This is a genomic window from Bradyrhizobium sp. Kon69, assembly GCF_055807515.1.
The window spans coordinates 21,217-37,536 of sequence record NZ_JBVVOS010000012.1; the positions used below are offsets into that span (position 1 = coordinate 21,217).

Annotated in this window: 16 protein-coding genes and 1 pseudogene; 6 read left to right on the forward strand and 11 right to left on the reverse strand. The window is 64.3% G+C overall.

Annotated features, from left to right (window positions below; translation table 11 throughout):
• Positions 1-383 precede the first annotated feature (383 nt).
• Complete coding sequence (locus AC0L3U_RS17405; protein WP_473362530.1) at positions 384-929, forward strand: invasion associated locus B family protein; 546 nt, start codon at positions 384-386, stop codon at positions 927-929.
• A 15-nt stretch (positions 930-944) separates the two neighbouring features.
• Here AC0L3U_RS17405 and AC0L3U_RS17410 read toward each other — a convergent pair whose 3' ends face one another.
• Positions 945-1,277: a DUF5615 family PIN-like protein gene (locus tag AC0L3U_RS17410; protein ID WP_473349505.1), complete on the reverse strand. Its 333-nt coding sequence runs from the start codon at positions 1,275-1,277 to the stop codon at positions 945-947.
• Positions 1,274-1,498 (reverse strand): DUF433 domain-containing protein, encoded by a 225-nt coding sequence (locus AC0L3U_RS17415; RefSeq protein WP_473362531.1) that lies wholly within the window; start codon positions 1,496-1,498, stop codon positions 1,274-1,276. Before AC0L3U_RS17415 ends, AC0L3U_RS17410 begins: the two co-directional genes overlap by 4 nt.
• Positions 1,499-1,647: 149 nt before the next feature.
• Here AC0L3U_RS17415 and tldD point away from each other — a divergent pair, with 149 nt between their 5' ends.
• The 3 genes and pseudogenes from tldD to AC0L3U_RS17430 all read left to right on the forward strand — a co-directional run.
• Complete coding sequence (tldD, locus tag AC0L3U_RS17420; RefSeq protein WP_456766474.1) at positions 1,648-3,075, forward strand: metalloprotease TldD; 1,428 nt, start codon at positions 1,648-1,650, stop codon at positions 3,073-3,075.
• On the forward strand, positions 3,072-3,848 hold the full coding sequence (gene lepB / locus AC0L3U_RS17425) for a signal peptidase I (protein WP_473349507.1): 777 nt from the start codon (positions 3,072-3,074) through the stop codon (positions 3,846-3,848). Before tldD ends, lepB begins: the two co-directional genes overlap by 4 nt.
• Positions 3,849-3,902: 54 nt before the next feature.
• Positions 3,903-4,466: pseudogene (locus tag AC0L3U_RS17430) on the forward strand (nucleotidyltransferase family protein); the annotation flags it as partial.
• Between the two features lie 9 nt (positions 4,467-4,475).
• Here the strand turns inward: AC0L3U_RS17430 and AC0L3U_RS17435 are convergent.
• The 3 genes from AC0L3U_RS17435 to AC0L3U_RS17445 all read right to left on the reverse strand — a co-directional run bounded on the left by AC0L3U_RS17435 (position 4,476) and on the right by AC0L3U_RS17445 (position 7,115).
• A complete protein-coding gene (locus tag AC0L3U_RS17435) occupies positions 4,476-5,036 on the reverse strand; it encodes a PAN domain-containing protein (protein WP_473283165.1) in 561 nt (186 codons plus the stop codon).
• Between the two features lie 111 nt (positions 5,037-5,147).
• Complete coding sequence (locus AC0L3U_RS17440; RefSeq protein WP_473362532.1) at positions 5,148-6,518, reverse strand: glutamate--cysteine ligase; 1,371 nt, start codon at positions 6,516-6,518, stop codon at positions 5,148-5,150.
• 99 nt (positions 6,519-6,617) lie between these two features.
• On the reverse strand, positions 6,618-7,115 hold the full coding sequence (locus tag AC0L3U_RS17445; RefSeq protein ID WP_027515263.1) for a MarR family winged helix-turn-helix transcriptional regulator: 498 nt from the start codon (positions 7,113-7,115) through the stop codon (positions 6,618-6,620).
• A 126-nt stretch (positions 7,116-7,241) separates the two neighbouring features.
• Here AC0L3U_RS17445 and gstA point away from each other — a divergent pair, with 126 nt between their 5' ends.
• Positions 7,242-7,856 (forward strand): glutathione transferase GstA, encoded by a 615-nt coding sequence (gstA, locus tag AC0L3U_RS17450; protein ID WP_063994563.1) that lies wholly within the window; start codon positions 7,242-7,244, stop codon positions 7,854-7,856.
• Between the two features lie 71 nt (positions 7,857-7,927).
• Here the strand turns inward: gstA and AC0L3U_RS17455 are convergent, their stop codons facing one another.
• The 4 genes from AC0L3U_RS17455 to AC0L3U_RS17470 all read right to left on the reverse strand — a co-directional run bounded on the left by AC0L3U_RS17455 (position 7,928) and on the right by AC0L3U_RS17470 (position 13,651).
• Positions 7,928-10,141, reverse strand: coding sequence for an FAD-dependent oxidoreductase (locus AC0L3U_RS17455; protein ID WP_473362533.1), 2,214 nt, complete (start codon positions 10,139-10,141; stop codon positions 7,928-7,930).
• 18 nt (positions 10,142-10,159) lie between these two features.
• Positions 10,160-11,368 (reverse strand): acetyl-CoA C-acetyltransferase, encoded by a 1,209-nt coding sequence (locus AC0L3U_RS17460; RefSeq protein WP_473362534.1) that lies wholly within the window; start codon positions 11,366-11,368, stop codon positions 10,160-10,162.
• Between the two features lie 67 nt (positions 11,369-11,435).
• A complete protein-coding gene (locus AC0L3U_RS17465) occupies positions 11,436-13,226 on the reverse strand; it encodes an acyl-CoA dehydrogenase C-terminal domain-containing protein (RefSeq protein WP_473362535.1) in 1,791 nt (596 codons plus the stop codon).
• 38 nt (positions 13,227-13,264) lie between these two features.
• Positions 13,265-13,651, reverse strand: coding sequence for a nuclear transport factor 2-like protein (locus AC0L3U_RS17470; RefSeq protein WP_473362536.1), 387 nt, complete (start codon positions 13,649-13,651; stop codon positions 13,265-13,267).
• A 200-nt stretch (positions 13,652-13,851) separates the two neighbouring features.
• Here AC0L3U_RS17470 and AC0L3U_RS17475 point away from each other — a divergent pair, with 200 nt between their 5' ends.
• On the forward strand, positions 13,852-14,442 hold the full coding sequence (locus tag AC0L3U_RS17475) for a PadR family transcriptional regulator (protein ID WP_473362537.1): 591 nt from the start codon (positions 13,852-13,854) through the stop codon (positions 14,440-14,442).
• Positions 14,443-14,454: 12 nt separating this feature from the next.
• Here AC0L3U_RS17475 and AC0L3U_RS17480 read toward each other — a convergent pair whose 3' ends face one another.
• Both AC0L3U_RS17480 and AC0L3U_RS17485 read right to left on the reverse strand, forming a co-directional pair.
• Positions 14,455-15,258 (reverse strand): enoyl-CoA hydratase/isomerase family protein, encoded by an 804-nt coding sequence (locus AC0L3U_RS17480; protein WP_456766482.1) that lies wholly within the window; start codon positions 15,256-15,258, stop codon positions 14,455-14,457.
• Positions 15,259-15,298: 40 nt separating this feature from the next.
• A complete protein-coding gene (locus AC0L3U_RS17485; protein WP_473349512.1) occupies positions 15,299-16,291 on the reverse strand; it encodes an NADP-dependent oxidoreductase in 993 nt (330 codons plus the stop codon).
• Positions 16,292-16,320 lie beyond the last annotated feature (29 nt).

Sequence of the window (16,320 nt, forward strand, 5' to 3'; positions counted from 1 at the left end):
TTCGATCCCCCGTCTGACAAACCGCCGCGCAAGAATACCTCTAAGAGGAATTGGGGCCAGATCGCTAGAACGCCGAAATCAAGCCTCTCAAACCATAATTCTTGATCTATCGCAATGCAGTCTTGAGCCTCGTCTGTCAGCCATCACCCGCAAGATATTTCCCAGTAACATCAGACAAAAATACCATTTCCCGGGATGCTGCCGCTTGACAGCGGAATTGCCCGCGGTAGGCACTGGCGGACAGCCGCACAGGAACCTGATTCGTGCGGGCGACGGCGGCCGTGGCGGCGTGGAATTTGCTTGCGAATCGCCTTCAAGACGCCGTCATTCCCGTATCAGTCCGCCTGACGCGAGCGACCCAGGCGAGCAGAGGGACCGACCCGATGGGGTTTTCGAGATCCATGGCAAGGCGGGCTAAAAGCCAGGCTGGCGGCCTCACGATGCTGGCCGCCCTGCTGGCGGCGGTCGTCGCCCTGGCGCTTCCGGGCCTCGCCCATGCGCAGGGCGCGGTGCGCTCCGTCCATGGCGACTGGCAGATCCGCTGCGACACCCCGCCGGGCGCCCAGTCCGAGCAATGTGCCCTGATCCAGAGCGTGGTGGCCGAAGACCGCTCCAACGCCGGCCTGACCGTGATCGTCCTCAAGACCGCCGACCAGAAGAGCCGCCTGATGCGGGTCGTCGCCCCCCTCGGCGTTCTCCTGCCCTCCGGCCTCGGCCTCAAACTCGACAACCAGGATGTCGGCCGTGCCGGCTTTGTCCGCTGCCTGCCCAATGGCTGCGTCGCCGAGGTCGTCATGGACGACAAGCTGCTCGGCCAGCTCCGCACCGCCAAGACCGCGACCTTCATTATCTTCGAGACCCCGGAAGAAGGCATCGGCTTCCCGCTCAGCCTGAACGGGCTCGGCGAGGGATATGACAAGCTGCCGTAGGTTAGTTATACCGGCTTAGTAAATCTCAAGGCACGCAGCGCTGTCATCGCTCTCGAAAGATTGAATTGTCTGCGCGTGCCGGCGAAGCAGAGCCGCAATCGTCGCGGTCGTTTGATTGCCCGCCCGAAGCCAAATCACTTTGGGTGGAGAGCCCAACAGGCCCGCCAGCTCGGCAAAATCGACGTCCTGGGTCACAATCGCGAAACCATTTGCCTTCGCAAACTCCCAAAGCGCACCGTCGGCGACTTCGGACAGACCATGAGACCGGACGTGACTCGAATCCGGAAAAAGGTCGGCGATCATCTGGCAAAGTTTGAAGCTGAGATTCTGATCGAACAGCAGCCTCATATCGGTGCGGTCACCAATCGCCTCTCGCGGTCGGCGGCATAGGCCAGGCAAGCGCGGATATCGTCCTCGGTCAATTCAGGAAAGTCGTCGAGGATCTGAGCGTGGGTCTGGCCAGCAGCCAGCCAGCCGAGCACATCTGCGACAGCGATCCGCATGTTGCGGATGCAGGGCCTCCCCCCACGCTTGCCAGGTTCAATCGAGATGATATCTCGGTAATTCATGACGCTAGCATAGCATCGATCGGCTTCCGCGTCAGGGCCCCCTTGCTTCCAGCCCTTCCTATCGTTTCCGTAATGTGACGGCCAAGCCCCTCGCGGAACTGCCGGGAAACCATTATCTTGCCTCACATCCCCCGATAATGGACGGACGCATGACCAACCCTGCCACAACCTCCCTGCTCGACCGCGCCAATCTCGACCGCGACCAGGTTCGCCACGAGCTCGCGCGCGGGCTTGCCGGTGCCGACGACGGCGAATTGTTCCTGGAATACAGCCAGACCGAAGCGCTGATGTTCGACAATGGGCGGCTGAAGCAGGCGACCTACGACACCTCGCAAGGTTTTGGCCTGCGCGCCGTCAAGGACGACGCGGTCGGCTACGCGCATTCCTCCGACGTGTCGCTGCCGGCGCTGATTCGCGCCGCGGACGCGGTCGCGGCCGTGCGCGGTGGCTATTCCGGCAGCTTCGCCGCGCCTCCAGCGCATACCAACGTGCGGCTTTACAGTGACGACAATCCGCTCGATGCCCCCGGCTTCGAGACCAAGGTCAAGCTGCTCGCCGAGATTGACGCCTATCTGCGCGACAAGGATCCGCGGGTGCGGCAGGTCAGCGTCAGCCTGGGCGCGACCTGGCAGGTGGTCGAGATCCTGCGGCCCGACGGCGAGAGCTATCGCGACATCCGCCCGCTCGTGCGCGTCAACGTCTCCGTCGTCGCCGGTCAGGGCGACCGGCAGGAGAGCGGCAGCAAGGGCTATGGCGGCCGCGCCGGCTATGCCGAATTCATCGAAAGCAAGAATTGGCGCGACGCCGCCGACGGCGCGCTGCGCGAAGCTCTCGTCAATCTGGAATCGATTCCTGCCCCCGCCGGCGAGATGGACGTCGTGCTCGGGGCCGGCTGGCCCGGCGTGATGCTGCACGAGGCGGTCGGCCATGGCCTCGAAGGTGACTTCAACCGCAAGAAGACGTCTGCGTTTGCCGGCCTGATGGGCCAGCAGGTCGCGGCCAAGGGCGTCACCGTGGTCGACGACGGCACCATTGCCTCGCGCCGCGGCTCGCTGTCGATCGACGACGAGGGCACGCCGACCAACCGCACCGTGCTGATCGAGGACGGCGTCCTGGTCGGCTACATGCAGGACCGTCAGAACGCGCGCCTGATGAACATGAAGCCGACCGGCAACGGCCGCCGCCAGGGCTATGCCCATGTGCCGATGCCGCGCATGACCAACACTTACATGCTCGCGGGCGACCGCGATCCGGCCGAGATCCTGGCGTCGGTGAAGAACGGCGTCTTCGCCGCGAATTTCGGCGGTGGCCAGGTCGACATCACCTCGGGCAAATACGTGTTTCAGTGCACCGAGGCTTACAAGATCGAGAACGGCAAGATCGGTGCGCCCTTGAAGGGCGCCATGCTGATCGGCAACGGGCCGACCGACCTGCATCGCATCCGCATGATCGGCAACGACCTCGCGCTCGATACCGGCATCGGCACCTGCGGCAAGAACGGTCAGGGCGTGCCGGTCGGCGTCGGCCAGCCGTCGCTGTTGATGGAACGCATTACGGTGGGTGGAACAGGCGGATGAGTGTCGAGAAGATAACTGTCACCGCCAAGCGGAAGAGCAGCGGTTGGGCCGGCCAGCTCGTGCAGCTCGCCGGCATCGTCGCCGCGGTGTTCATCGCCAAGGGTGCGCTGGCCGAGCCGTTCTACGTGCCGTCGGGCTCGATGGAGCCGACGCTGTTGATCGGCGACGCCTTGATCGCCTCGAAATTCCCCTACGGCTACGGCACCTCGTCGCTGCCGATCCAGATCAACCTGCCTGAGAGCGGCCGCGTCTTCGCGGAGACGCCGAAGCAGGGCGACGTCGTGGTCTTCCGCTGGCCCGGCGACCGCTCGCAGGCCTGGGTCAAGCGCGTCGTGGGTCTGCCTGGCGACCGCATCCAGCTGCGCCAGGGCCAGCTCTTCGTCAACGACCGCCCCGCCGAGCTGAAGCCGGACGGCGTTGGCGCCGCCGAGGACGACAATGGCGGCAGCGAACCCGCCTATCGCTATGTCGAGACGCTGCCGAACGGCGTCTCGCATCTGATCTTCAAGATGCGCGACAATGGTCCGCTCGACAACACGCAGGAAGTAACGGTGCCGGCGGGCCATCTCTTCGTGCTCGGCGACAACCGCGACAACTCCGCCGACAGCCGCGTGCCCTTGCGCTCCGGCGGCGTCGGCATGTTGCCGATCGACAATCTTGTCGGCCGCGCGGATGCCGTGCTCGGATCCTGGGATCTCGGCATCCGGGGCCAGCCGGTGTGGACCTGGCTGTCCGGATTTCGCATGGCGCGGTTTTTCACCGCCGTGCATTGAAGGCCGGAATGTCCTCACCTCTCTCCTGCACGCGGGAGAGGAAGCGCCACAGTGATGATCCGCGACGAATTTCTGGCTCTCGCCCTGCGAAATCCGTTCAACGCAGCGATCCTCGATGAAATCCATCGCCTCGCACTGCCGGATGCGTGGCTCGTCGCGGGCTGCCTGGTGCAGACGGTGTGGAACGTGCTCACGGGCCGCCCGATCGATCACGGCATCGCCGATTACGACGTGTTCTATTTCGATTCCGACACCTCATGGGAGGCGGAAGACGCGGTGATCCGCAAGCTGCACGCACAGCTCGCGCATCTCGGCGCCAAGGTCGAAATCCGCAACCAGGCGCGCGTGCACCTTTGGTATCCCGGCAAGCACGGTCTGCCTTATCCGCCCTTGATGCGCGCGACCGACGGTATCGACCGCTTCCTCACGGAGAATACGCAGGTGGGCATCCATCCTGCCGGAGGGGATTTCGACGTCTACGCGCCGCACGGATTCGACGACATCGCGAAGCTGATCGTGCGACCCAATCGGGCGCCGAATTTTTCCGCCGCCAGTTACGCAGCGAAGGCGGCACGCTGGAAGTCGCTGTGGCCCGAGATCACGGTGATCGCGCCGGAATGGTCCGAGCTATCTCACCACGCCCGACGTGAAGCCCGCCTTCCGCCGCGGCGGCTTGATTTCCTTTTTCAGGAAGCAGCGCGCTTCGCGTCCGGTGTAGCCCGGGCGGGCATAGGTGAAAGCGCGGCATTTGTTGTCGGCGGTGCAGGCGGCCTTGCAGGCTTCTTCGCCTTCGCCGTCCTTCATCTCGAAATTGCGCAAATCGCCGCCGGGGCGGTCGATCGAGGTCTCCACGCCTTCGACACGCGGCTCGATCACGCCGGCGCCTCGAACACCGGAGATGCAGCAGCTTCCCGGCACGCGCGCGGGCACGGTGTTCTTCAGCCAGCACACCGCCGAGCCGCCTTCGACGTCGGGATAGCTGAAGCTCCACGAGCGGCAACGGCGGTCGCGCTCGCACAGCAGCGCGCAATCCTCCGGATCGCCCGACGTGACCGGGGTGCTGAAATAGTCTCCGCCGGGCCGGTCGAACGCCGTCTGGGCGCGCGCAGGCCAGCTCGCAAACGCGAGCGAAAGCAGCGCGGCGCAGGCCACGACGCTTGCCATTGCGGCCAGGCGGCCCTTCCCCATCGGAACAGCTTTCGAGTTATTGACGACGCTCGGGTTTTTCAGCCGGCCATTTGATCGCCGCAAACCTGTACGGGCGATGAACGGCTCGGCTCCCGATCGCTGGCCTTGGGTCTAGAACGCGTATTCCGCGTAGGCCGGTTCCACCGAGCCGTTCCAGGGACCGTTGAACTTGTCGAGCATCTCCTCAGCCGGCGTGCGGCCGGAATCGATGATGCGATCGAGCGGCTCCAGATGCCTGGTCTCGTCGCGGCCGAGCTGGTCGATCCGGCCGCGCCGGCGCAAGCCGGCATGTGCCAGAACGAGGCACTCCTTGGCGATCTCGAACAGATAGCGGTCCTTGATCCGCGACTTGAAGCCGAAGCGCGGCACGTCGTCGCGCAGGGCCTGACGCTCATGCGGGCTCCAGTGCTTCACCAGGTCCCAGGCGGCATCGAGCGACACATCGTCGTAGAGCAGCCCGGCCCAGAACGCCGATAGCGCCGGCAGACGGCCCCACGGACCACCGTCGGAGCCGCGCATCTCGAGATAGCGCTTGAGCCGCACCTCCGGGAAAATCGTCGAAAGATGGTTGGCCCAATCCGACAACGTCGGACGTTCCCCGGGTAAATTGTTGTTGCGGCCATCGAAGAAGGCGCGGAACGAGGAGCCGGAGACGTCGATGTAGTCCTCGTCGCGTTTGACGAAATACATGGGCACGTCGAGCGCGTAGTCGACATAGCGCTCGAAGCCCATGCCGTCCTCGAATGCCCACGGCATCATGCCGGCGCGCGCATTGTCGGTGTCGCGCCAGATCTCGGACCGGAAGGAGAGGAAGCCGTTCGGCTTGCCCTCGGTAAAGGGTGAGTTGGCGAACAAGGCGGTTGCGGCCGGCTGCAGCGCGAGCGAGACACGCAGCTTCTTGACCATGTCGGCTTCGGAGGAGAAGTCGAGATTGGTCTGGACCGTGCAGGTCCGGTACATCATGTCGAGGCCGTACTGGCCGACCTTCGGCATGTAATTGGTCATGATCTTGTAGCGGCCCTTGGGCATCACCGGGATGTCGGCGCGCGACCAGGACGGCGTCATGCCGAGCCCGAGAAAGCCGATGCCGAGCGGCGTCGCGATCTCGCGCACCTGCGCCAGATGCGCCATCAGCTCACTCTGGGTCTGGTGCACGTTCTCGACCGGGGCGCCCGAAAGCTCGAACTGTCCGCCGGGCTCGAGCGAGATCGCGCCGCCGCCGGTGACGTCGTAGAGGCCGATGATGTTGCCCTTCTCCATGATCGGCTCCCAGCCGAGCAGGAGCTTCATGCCTTCGAGCAGCGCGCCGATACCGCGCGGGCCTTCGTAGGGCACCGGGCGGTGGCCTTCGAGCGTGAACGGCGTCTTCTCATGCTCGGTGCCCATGCGGAATTCGGACGGGTCCTTGCAGCCTTCCTCGAACCACTTGACGAGTTCGTCACGCGATTGCAACGGCGTCATATCGATCTGGTCTCGCGCCATATCAGACTCTAATCAAAAGCGCTTCGATCGAACGCGCGTGGGTGACAGGGATGGTCCGCGCAGCCACCGGCTGCACGGACGAGCTGGTGTGCCGCGCGCTCATCGCGACGGCGTGGTTTCGTTGGCGTGGACGATGGGCGGCAGTTTCATCTCGCCGCACGAGCAGCCCAGACGGTCGAGCAGACCGCTGAGCTTCACGGCATCTGCATCGGACAGCTTTGAGCCGACATATTTCTCGATCGCGGCCGAATAGGCGCCCCACATCCGCTTCTGCAATTCGCGGCCGGCTTCCGTGATCTCCACGAACTGGCCACGCTTGTCGATCTTGCATTCACGCCGCGAGGCGAGGCCTTCGTCGACCAGGCGGTCGATCAGCCGCGATGTCGAATATTGCGGGATCAGCATCTGGCGTTCGAGTTCGACCGGCCGGAGCTCGCCCGAGGGCGCCCGTGACAGTTCGAGCAGCGCGTCATACCATGCAAGCGGCGGGAAGCCGGCCTTCTTCAGGTCCTGCTCGACGCAATTGAGCACGCGGCTCTGCACCCGCATCAAGCGGATCCAGGCGGAAGTTGCCTCGGTCGATGGTTTGCGTTTCATGGTCCCGCTCAAGCTCGTCGCCCGTCTCTTACCCTATTCGATGCACCTGCATCAATCTTGACTATTTCAAGCAGATGCATGTAGTCGTTCTTTCGCCTGAACCAAGCAATAAGAGGAGGAAATTCCATGAAATTGTACTATTCGCCCGGTGCCTGCTCGCTATCCCCCCATATCGCGCTCCTGGAGGCCGGCCTGCCCTATGAACTGGTCAAGGTCGATATCCGGGCCAAGAAGCTCGAAAACGGTGAGGATTATCTGAAGCTGAACCCCAAGGGCCAGGTCCCTGCGCTGGGCCTCGATAGCGGAGAGATCGTGACCGAAGGCCCGGTGATTGTCCAGATGATCGCCGATCAGGCCTCAGCCAAGGCGCTGGCGCCGGCCCACGGCAGCTCCGAGCGCTACAAGCTGCTCGAATGGCTGAACTTCCTCACCTCGGAGGTCCACAAGAGCTTCGGCCCGATGTTCGCGCCGGCGCTGAACGACGAGGCCAAGGCCTTCTTCAAGGACCGCGTCATGGGCAAGCTGAAATACATCGACAGCCAGCTCGCCGGCCGCGACTACCTCATGGGCAAGCAGTTCACGGTCGCCGACGGTTATCTCTTCACGATGCTTACCTGGGGCGACCGGATGAAGTTCGACCTCTCGGCGATGCCGAACCTTGCCGCCTACAAGACCCGCGTCGCGGCGCGGCCGCAGGTGCAGGAAGCGATGAAGAAAGAAGGGCTGATCCAGGCCGCCTGAGGCGCAGATGCGAAAGGCCGGATCGAGATCCGGCCTTTCGTATTTTTCATCCCGGCTAGGGGTTCAAAGAATCACGCCGCCGCCTTCTTCGGAGCGAAACGGCCGTAGAAGGTCTCGCCCTTCGCCGCCATCTCTTCGAGCAATTTCGGCGGGGTGAAGCGCGAACCGTATTTCGCCTCCAGCTTGTGGCAAAGTTCGACGAACTTCTTGGGACCCATGAAGTCGATGTAGGACAGCGTGCCACCGGTGAACGGCGCGAAGCCGAAGCCGAGGATCGAGCCGACATCCGCCTCGCGCGGATCGGTGATGACGTGGTCCTCCACGGTGCGTGCGGCCTCCACCGCCTGCACCACCAGGAAGCGCTGCTTCAACTCCTCGACGTCGAGCGTATCAGGATCGAGCTGCTTGGGCTGCAGTGCGGAGAGACCCGGCCACAGGCTCTTCTGACCCTTGCCCTTCTCGGGGTAGTCGTAAAAACCCTTGCTGTTCTTGCGGCCCAGTCGGCCCTGCTTCTCGACCATTTCCACCATCAGCTTCTTCTGATCGGGATTGATGGCGTTGGGGCCGAGGTCGGCTTCCGTCGCCTTCATGATCTTGAGCCCGAGGTCGAGCGCGACCTCATCCGACAGCGAGAGCGGGCCGACCGGCATGCCGGCCATCTTGGCGCAGTTCTCGATCATCGCGGGCGGCACGCCTTCGAGGAACATCTCGTTGCCTTCGGCGACGTAGCGGCCGACGCAGCGATTGGCGAAGAAGCCTCTGGAGTCGTTGACGACGATCGGCGTCTTGCCGATCTGCCGGACGTAGTCGAGCGCGGTCGCGATCGCGAGATCACCGGTGTTCTTGCCCTGGATGATCTCGACCAGCATCATCTTCTCGACCGGCGAGAAGAAATGGATGCCGACGAACCTGCCCTGGTCCTTGAAGGATTTCGCCAGCGAGGTGATCGGAAGCGTCGAGGTGTTGGACGCGAAGATCACGTCCGGCTTCATATGCTCCTGCGCCTTGGCAAAGGTATCAGCCTTGACCTTGCGGTCCTCGAACACGGCTTCGATGACGAGATCGACGTCCTTCAGCGCGGAATAGTCCGCGGTCGGCGTGATGCGCGAGAGCAGGACTTCTGCGTCGCCGGGCTTGGCGCGGCCCTTCTTGATCTGCTCCTCGATCACCTTTTGCGCATGCGCCTTGCCCTTGTCGGCGCTCTCCTGGTCGCGATCGATCAGGACGACGTCGAGGCCGGCACGGGCCGAGACATAGCCGACGCTCGCGCCCATGAAGCCGGCGCCGATCACGGCGATCTTCTTCACCTTGGTCGGCGGCACATCCTTCGGACGGCGCGCACCCTTGTTCAATTCCTGCATCGACAGGAACAGGCTGCGGATCATCGCCGCCGCTTCCTTCGAGCGCAGCACCGAGGTGAAGTAGCGCGACTCCACGCGCAATGCGGCGTCGATCGGCAGCTGCAGGCCTTCATAGACGCAGCTCATGATCGCGCGTGCGGCCGGATAATTGTCGTAGGTCTCGCGGCGATAGATCGCATTGCCGGCCGGGAACATCATCATGCCGGCCTTGGAGAACACCGGGCCGCCCGGCAGCTTGAAGCCCTTTTCGTCCCAGGGCGCAACGGCCTTGCCGCCGCCCTTGATCCAGTCCTTTGCCGCTTTGATGAGATCGGCGGCGGGAACGACGGCGTGAATCAGATTCAGCGCCTTGGCTTTCTCGATCGTGACCGGATCGCCCTTGAGCAGGATCGTCATCGCGTCCTGCGGCGGCACCAGGCGCGGCACGCGCTGCGTGCCGCCGGCGCCCGGGAACAGTCCGACCTTGACCTCGGGCAGGCCAAGCCGCGTCTTGGGATTCTCCGCCGCCACGCGATAGTGGCAGCACAGCGTGATCTCGAAACCGCCGCCGAGCGCGAGGCCGTTGATCGCCGCCGCCCACGGCTTGCCGGAGGTCTCTATGGAGCGCAACACCTGCGAAAAGCGCCGGCTCTGTTCGAACAGCATCTGGTTCGCGGCCGTCTCGCCCTGCTCCTTGAAGACCTTTGCGTAGGCCTGGTTCATGCCTTCGAGCATGGACAGATCGGCACCCGCGCAGAACGCTTCCTTGGCGGAGGTGATGACGACGCCCTTCACCGTAGCATCCGCCGTGGTCGCCTTGACGATCGCGTCGAGCTCGCTGGTCGAGGTCTCGTCGAGCACGTTCATCGAACGGCCCGGGATGTCCCAAGTCACGAGCGCGATGCCGTCGGAATCGGTCTCAACCTTGAAATTCTTGTAAGCCATGCTGGTTGCTCCCTACCCTTAGACGCGTTCGATGATGGTCGCGGTGCCCATGCCGCCGCCGATGCACAGCGTCACCAGTGCGGTCGCCTTGTTGGTGCGCTCGAGCTCGTCGAGCACGGTCCCGAGGATCATGGCACCGGTCGCGCCCAGCGGATGGCCGAGCGCGATCGCGCCGCCATTGACGTTGATCTTGGCATTGTCGATGTCGAAGGCCTGGATGTAGCGCAGCACGACGGAGGCAAAGGCCTCGTTGAGCTCGAACAGGTCGATGTCCGACTTCTTCATGCCGGAGCGCGCGAACAGCTTTTCGGTGACGTCGACCGGGCCGGTCAGCATCATCGCGGGTTCTGAGCCGATATTGGCGAAGGCGCGGATCTTTGCGCGCGGCTTCAGGCCGTACTTGCCGCCGGCTTCCTTGCTGCCGAGCAGAACCGCGCCGGCACCATCGACGATGCCCGACGAATTGCCGGCGTGGTGCACGTAATTGACGCGCTCGATTTCCGGATGCGACTGCACCGCGACGCCATCGAAGCCGCCCATCTGTGCCATCATCGTGAACGCCGGCTGCAACTGCGCCAACGACTGCATCGTCGTCGAAGGACGCATATGCTCGTCCTTGGCGAGGATGGTGAGGCCGTTGATGTCCTTCACCGGGACGACCGACTTGTCGAAGCGGCCTTCATCCCAGGACTTCGCCGCACGCTGCTGGCTCTGCACCGCATAGGCATCGACGTCGTCGCGCGAGAAGCCGTATTTGGTTGCGATCAGATCGGCCGAGACACCCTGCGGCATGAAATAGGCCGGCACTGCCATCGACGGGTCCATCGGCCAGGCGCCGCCGGAAGCGCCGATGCCGACGCGGCTCATCGACTCGGCACCGCCGCCGATCACGAGCTCGTGCTGGCCGCTCATCACCTGGGCTGCGGCAAAATTCACGGCATCGAGGCCGGAGGCGCAAAAGCGGCTGATCTGCACGCCCGGCACCGCTTCGCCGAGGCCCGCCTTCAGCGCGGCAAAGCGCGCAATGTCGGAGCCGGCTTCGCCGACGGGATCGACCACGCCGAGAATGACGTCATCGACGGAATCTTCCGGCAGGTTGTTGCGGTCCTTGAGCGCCTTGAGCGGCACGGTCGCGAGCGCGAGCGCGGTGACTTCGTGCAGCGCGCCGTCCGCCTTGCCGCGGCCGCGCGGGGTGCGGACGTGGTCGTAGATGAATGCCTCAGGCATGACGCCCTCCTGATGTGATGATCTTCTGGTCGTGATTTGGTTTGATCGGGTCGCAGCGAAAGCGCCTTCAGAACGCTTCCGCCGGCAGTTCCATGATGGTGGCGCAGCCGGCCTGGATGCGCGCGAGATTGGCGGCGGTCTCCGGCAGCATCCGCTCCATGAAGAAGCGGCCGGTGACGAGCTTGGTCGAGAGATAGGGGGTCGTCCCGCTCTCGGCAATCTTGGCTTGCGTCACCTTCGCCATCTTCGCCCACATGTAGCCGAGCGCGACGAAACCGAAGAGATTCAGGTAATCGGTCGCGGCGGCACCGGCATTGTCGGGCTTGGCCATCGCGTTCTGCATCAGCCACGTCGTGGCCTGCTGGAGGTGGCCGAGGGAAGCCGACAGCGGAGTAACGTAGGGCTTCATCGCCTCGTCGCCGCCGTTCTCCTTGGCGAAGGCCATGACCTCGCCGAAGAACGCCATGATGGCGCGGCCGCCGTCGCGCGGCAGCTTGCGGCCGACGAGGTCGAGCGCCTGGATGCCGTTGGCACCTTCGTAGATCATGGCGATGCGGGCATCGCGCACGAACTGCTCCATGCCCTGCTCGGCGATGTAGCCGTGGCCGCCATACATCTGCTGCGCCTGCACCGCGTTGGCGAAGCCATAGTCAGTAAGGAAGCCCTTCAGCACCGGCGTCATCAGGCCCATGTGATCGTCGGCGGCCTGGCGATCCCTAGGATCCTCGGAGCGATGGGCGACGTCGCTCTTCAGCGCGGTCCACATCACGAACGCGCGCGCGGCCTCGTTGAAGGCGCGGATCGACAGCAGCGTGCGGCGCACGTCGGGATGCACGATGATCGGATCGGCCGGCTTGTCCGGCGCCTTGGCACCCGTGAGCGAACGGCCCTGGATGCGATCCCGGGCATAGGCGACCGCGTTCTGATAGGCCACTTCCGACTGCGCGAGACCCTGCACGGCGACGCCGAGGCGGGCCTCGTTCATCATCACGAACATGCCCTGCATGCCCTTGTTCTCTTCGCCGATCAGCCAGCCGGTGGCGTTGTCGTAGTTCATCACGCAGGTGGAATTGCCGTGGATGCCCATCTTGTGCTCGATCGAGCCGCAGACCACGCCGTTGCGCTGCCCCACCGAACCATCGGCATTGACCAGGAATTTCGGCACCACGAACAGCGACACGCCCTTGATGCCGGCGGGCGCGCCCTCGACGCGGGCCAGCACGAGGTGGATGATGTTAGGCGCGAGGTCGTGTTCGCCGGCCGAAATGAAAATCTTGGTGCCCGTGATCTTGAAGCTGCCGTCGGCCTGCCGCACGGCCTTAGTGCGGAGCATGCCGAGGTCGGTGCCGCAATGCGGCTCGGTCAGGTTCATGGTGCCGGTCCACTCGCCCGCCACCATCTTCGGCACGTAGGTCTGCTTCTGCTCCGGCGTGCCGTGGACGATCAGCGCCGCGGTCGCGCCCATGGTGAGGCCGCCATACATCGAGAACGCCATGTTGGCGGAGATCTGGAATTCGTTGACGGCCTGGGAGAGCGTCACTGGCAGGCCCTGGCCGCCATACTCGGTCGGCGCCGACAGGCCGAGCCAGCCGCCCTCGGCGACCTGCTTGAACGCCTCCTTGAAGCCCTTGGGCGTGGTGACGCTGCCGTCGTCGGCGCGCTTGCAGCCCTCGAGATCGCCGACACGGTTGAGCGGCTGCAGCACCTCTTCGGCGAGCTTGGCAGCTTCGCCGAGAATGGCTTCGCGCACGTCGCTCGACGCATCGGAGAAGCCGGCCAGATTGTCGTAGCGGTCGATCTGGAAGACGTCGTTGAGCAGGAAGTTCACGTCTTCGACGGGGGCTTTGTAGATCGGCATGGTGGTCTCCCGGCAGGCCTTGAAGTGATGATGCTGGATTAGGATTGGGCGGCGGCCAACTGCTCCGCCATCAGGCGATGCAGCATGTTGATCGCCTTGAGCGGCCGCACCATCACCTTGAAATGCGTGATGCGTCCCTCGCCGTCGAAACTGATGATGTCGACGCCATTGATCTCGATGCCGTCGATCATGGTCTTGAATTCGAGCACGGCGCCGCTCTCACTCTTCCATTCGCCGACATAAATGAAGCCGGGACCGCCGAGCACCTTCTCGGCGCTGGCCAGATATTTGAAGGTGATGTCGCGGCCGCGCTGCGGCGCGTGCACGACGGGGCTTTCGAAGATTGCGTCGGGATGGAGCAGGTCCCAGAGCGCTGCCCGGTCATGCGACTTCATGTAGCCGTACCAGGACTCGAGGCCGGTCATTCAGCTGCCTCCCTAAAGGCTTCGGCAAAAAAACGCGAAAACAACCCCATGCACAGTAGCGCGAAGGTTGATTCCATTGGGGTTTTCGGGGCGATTTTTGCCCTCGTTGTTGGGTCGCCTCATATGCACATTGACGCATATGCGCCGATGCGCATAAAGTCAAGCCAATTGGTTAAGGTCGAGAACAGGAGGACCGGGTCATGGCTTTGGGCGACGCAATCCTCGCATGCCTGACGGAACGTCCGATGACGGGCTACGAGCTCGCCAAGACATTCGATTCCTCGATCGGCTTCTTCTGGAAGGCCGACCACCAGCAGATCTACCGCGAGCTCTCCAAGCTGCGCGATCGCGGCTACATCCAGGGCCGCGAGGTCGTGCAGACCGGCAAGCCCAATAAGCTGATCTATACGCTGACTCCGGAGGGCCGAACAGCGCTGCGGCACTGGGCCGCGCGGCCAAGCACGCCCCCCTCCATCAAGGACGACCTCCTGGTGCGGCTGCATGCGCTCGACAGCATCGGCCTCGAGCCGATGCGCACCGACCTGATGGCCCGGCTCGAGCACCACCGCGATCGTCACGAGAACTACGAGCGCATCCTGAAGAAGCGCTTTCCGGAAGGGGCGGCGTCCGGCGTGCTCGACCTCGGTAACCTCCTGCTGCTTCAGCTCGGCGCCCGGCATGAGCAGATGGTGGCCGATTTCTGCGAAGAGGCGCTCGAGGCCCTGTCGGCGATGAGCACTGGCGGCACCGTGGTGGCGCTGGAGGACGGCAAGCGCGAGGGCAAGGGCTGAGACCGCTGTCGGCTAAAGATTCCCGACTTCGCGGCCGAGGTTCAGCTCAAAGTCGCCGGCGGATCCAATGCCTCGCGCGCGCAGCTTCGCCATGCGCTCTGCTGCGCCTGGCCAGCCGAACGTCGTGAAGAAGGTGTCCTGCGTCGCCTGCAGCTGAGCGGGGTCCGGCAGCCCGTGCTGGTTGATCGTCGCTTTACAGGTGCTCAGCGCCTGCTTGTCGAACGACAGGATGCGCCGCACGAAATTCGCGACGAACTCATCAAGCTGGGCCTCGGGGATGGCGCGGTTGATCCAGCCGTATCGTTCGGCGGTCTCCGCATCGAAATCGTCGCTGCCGAGGATGATCTCCATGGCGCGAGAGCGGCCCACCAGGATCGGCAGGCGTTGAAGCGCCCCGCCGCCTGGGATGAGGCCGCATCCGACCTCTGGCTGGCCGAAAATCGCCTTTTCCCTGCTGGCGAAGCGAATGTCGCAGGCCAGGGTAAACTCGCTTCCACCGCCGCGCGCCCGGCCGCGGATCACTGCAATGCTGAGGACGTTACTCTGAGCCAGCTTGGTGGCCGGTTCGATCCAGCGTGGCGCGCCGAACCGGCTGTGGGGCTCGGCTGTGCTGTAGTGAGCGATGAAGAAGTCCGGGTTGGCGCTCTCGAAGGTCACGACCTTCAACGCATCGTCCGCTTCGATCTCCTCCACCAGGTCGTAGAACTCGTCGTAGGTGCGATCGTCGATCGCGTTGATCGGCGGGTTGTTGAAGGTCACGCGCCAATACCCCGGCGTGGACTTGTCGATGCTGATCCTAGCGGGGATGTCGCTCATGGTTGCCTCCGTTCCGCGGACTTGTTGAAGGAGCCTTGCCTCAGGGGACGATGACGAGCTTCCCGCGCGTATGTCGGCCGGCCAGAAGCTCGTAGGCGGCGGCGAGCTGGTCGAAGCCATAGGCCGCGCTCACGGAAGCGCGGATGGCGCCGGTGTCGATCAGGGCCGCGATCTCCGCCAGTTGAGCGCCGTCCGGCCGGGTGAGAGGGCCGTGGAACTCCGCCTTTCGGGCAGCGGCGCGCGCGATGAACGGTCGAACGGCCGCCGAAGCTTGCTCGGCCACGGGAGGCGGGAAGCCGATTTCGCGATAGCTCTGGGCGTCGGCGGTGCGCACGAGACCGACATAGCGGCCGCCTTCGCGCAGGGTGTCGATGCCACGCTCGGTCAGTGGACCGCACACACCGTCATAGACCACATCGAACGGGCCGGCAGCCTCGAAGCTTTCGGTTGTGTAGTCGATCGTGCGGTCCGCTCCGAGCCCGGCCATGAACGTCTGGCTGTTCGGTCCGCCCGTCGCAACGACGTAGGCCCCGAGGTGCTTGGCGAGCTGGATGGCGAAGGCGCCGACGCCACCCGCCCCTGCCTGGATCAAGATGCTTTCGCCGGCCTTGAGCCGGGCGCGCTCCACAAATGCCTGCCAGGTGGTCAAGGCGACGGTCGGCAGGCTCGCCGCCTCCTCGAACGAAAGGGTGCGCGGCTTGTGGGCCAGGAGATTCAGTGGAACGGCTGCGCGCTCGGCATAGGCGCCGGGACGCCGGTTAGGCAGGCGGGCGTAAACCTCGTCACCTGCCTTGAACGCCGCGCCCGAGGGCGCGGAGACAACAACGCCCGCGACGTCGTAGCCCATCACCTGCGGAAAGGTGAATGGAAAGGCGGCATGGAACAGACCCTGGCGCATGGCGACCTCGACGGGATTCGCACCGGCGGCCCGAACCTCGATCATTGCCTCGTCGGCGCCCGCAACGGGGTCGCTGACCTCCCCGTAGGTGACCACCGAATTGTCGCCGTAGCCGTTGATGTACGCTGCCCGCATTTCATACTCCTCGCGCTAGGTCGCCTGAC

What these genes read in the sequence shown, in the direction of transcription:
- AC0L3U_RS17405 (WP_473362530.1), top strand. Translation starts at nt 384, where the DNA reads ATGGGGTTTTCGAGATCCATGGCAAGGCGGGCTAAAAGCCAGGCTGGC.
- AC0L3U_RS17410 (WP_473349505.1), bottom strand. Translation starts at nt 1,277, where the DNA reads ATGAGGCTGCTGTTCGATCAGAATCTCAGCTTCAAACTTTGCCAGATG.
- AC0L3U_RS17415 (WP_473362531.1), bottom strand. Translation starts at nt 1,498, where the DNA reads ATGAATTACCGAGATATCATCTCGATTGAACCTGGCAAGCGTGGGGGG.
- tldD (WP_456766474.1), top strand. Translation starts at nt 1,648, where the DNA reads ATGACCAACCCTGCCACAACCTCCCTGCTCGACCGCGCCAATCTCGAC.
- lepB (WP_473349507.1), top strand. Translation starts at nt 3,072, where the DNA reads ATGAGTGTCGAGAAGATAACTGTCACCGCCAAGCGGAAGAGCAGCGGT.
- AC0L3U_RS17435 (WP_473283165.1), bottom strand. Translation starts at nt 5,036, where the DNA reads ATGGGGAAGGGCCGCCTGGCCGCAATGGCAAGCGTCGTGGCCTGCGCC.
- AC0L3U_RS17440 (WP_473362532.1), bottom strand. Translation starts at nt 6,518, where the DNA reads ATGGCGCGAGACCAGATCGATATGACGCCGTTGCAATCGCGTGACGAA.
- AC0L3U_RS17445 (WP_027515263.1), bottom strand. Translation starts at nt 7,115, where the DNA reads ATGAAACGCAAACCATCGACCGAGGCAACTTCCGCCTGGATCCGCTTG.
- gstA (WP_063994563.1), top strand. Translation starts at nt 7,242, where the DNA reads ATGAAATTGTACTATTCGCCCGGTGCCTGCTCGCTATCCCCCCATATC.
- AC0L3U_RS17455 (WP_473362533.1), bottom strand. Translation starts at nt 10,141, where the DNA reads ATGGCTTACAAGAATTTCAAGGTTGAGACCGATTCCGACGGCATCGCG.
- AC0L3U_RS17460 (WP_473362534.1), bottom strand. Translation starts at nt 11,368, where the DNA reads ATGCCTGAGGCATTCATCTACGACCACGTCCGCACCCCGCGCGGCCGC.
- AC0L3U_RS17465 (WP_473362535.1), bottom strand. Translation starts at nt 13,226, where the DNA reads ATGCCGATCTACAAAGCCCCCGTCGAAGACGTGAACTTCCTGCTCAAC.
- AC0L3U_RS17470 (WP_473362536.1), bottom strand. Translation starts at nt 13,651, where the DNA reads ATGACCGGCCTCGAGTCCTGGTACGGCTACATGAAGTCGCATGACCGG.
- AC0L3U_RS17475 (WP_473362537.1), top strand. Translation starts at nt 13,852, where the DNA reads ATGGCTTTGGGCGACGCAATCCTCGCATGCCTGACGGAACGTCCGATG.
- AC0L3U_RS17480 (WP_456766482.1), bottom strand. Translation starts at nt 15,258, where the DNA reads ATGAGCGACATCCCCGCTAGGATCAGCATCGACAAGTCCACGCCGGGG.
- AC0L3U_RS17485 (WP_473349512.1), bottom strand. Translation starts at nt 16,291, where the DNA reads ATGCGGGCAGCGTACATCAACGGCTACGGCGACAATTCGGTGGTCACC.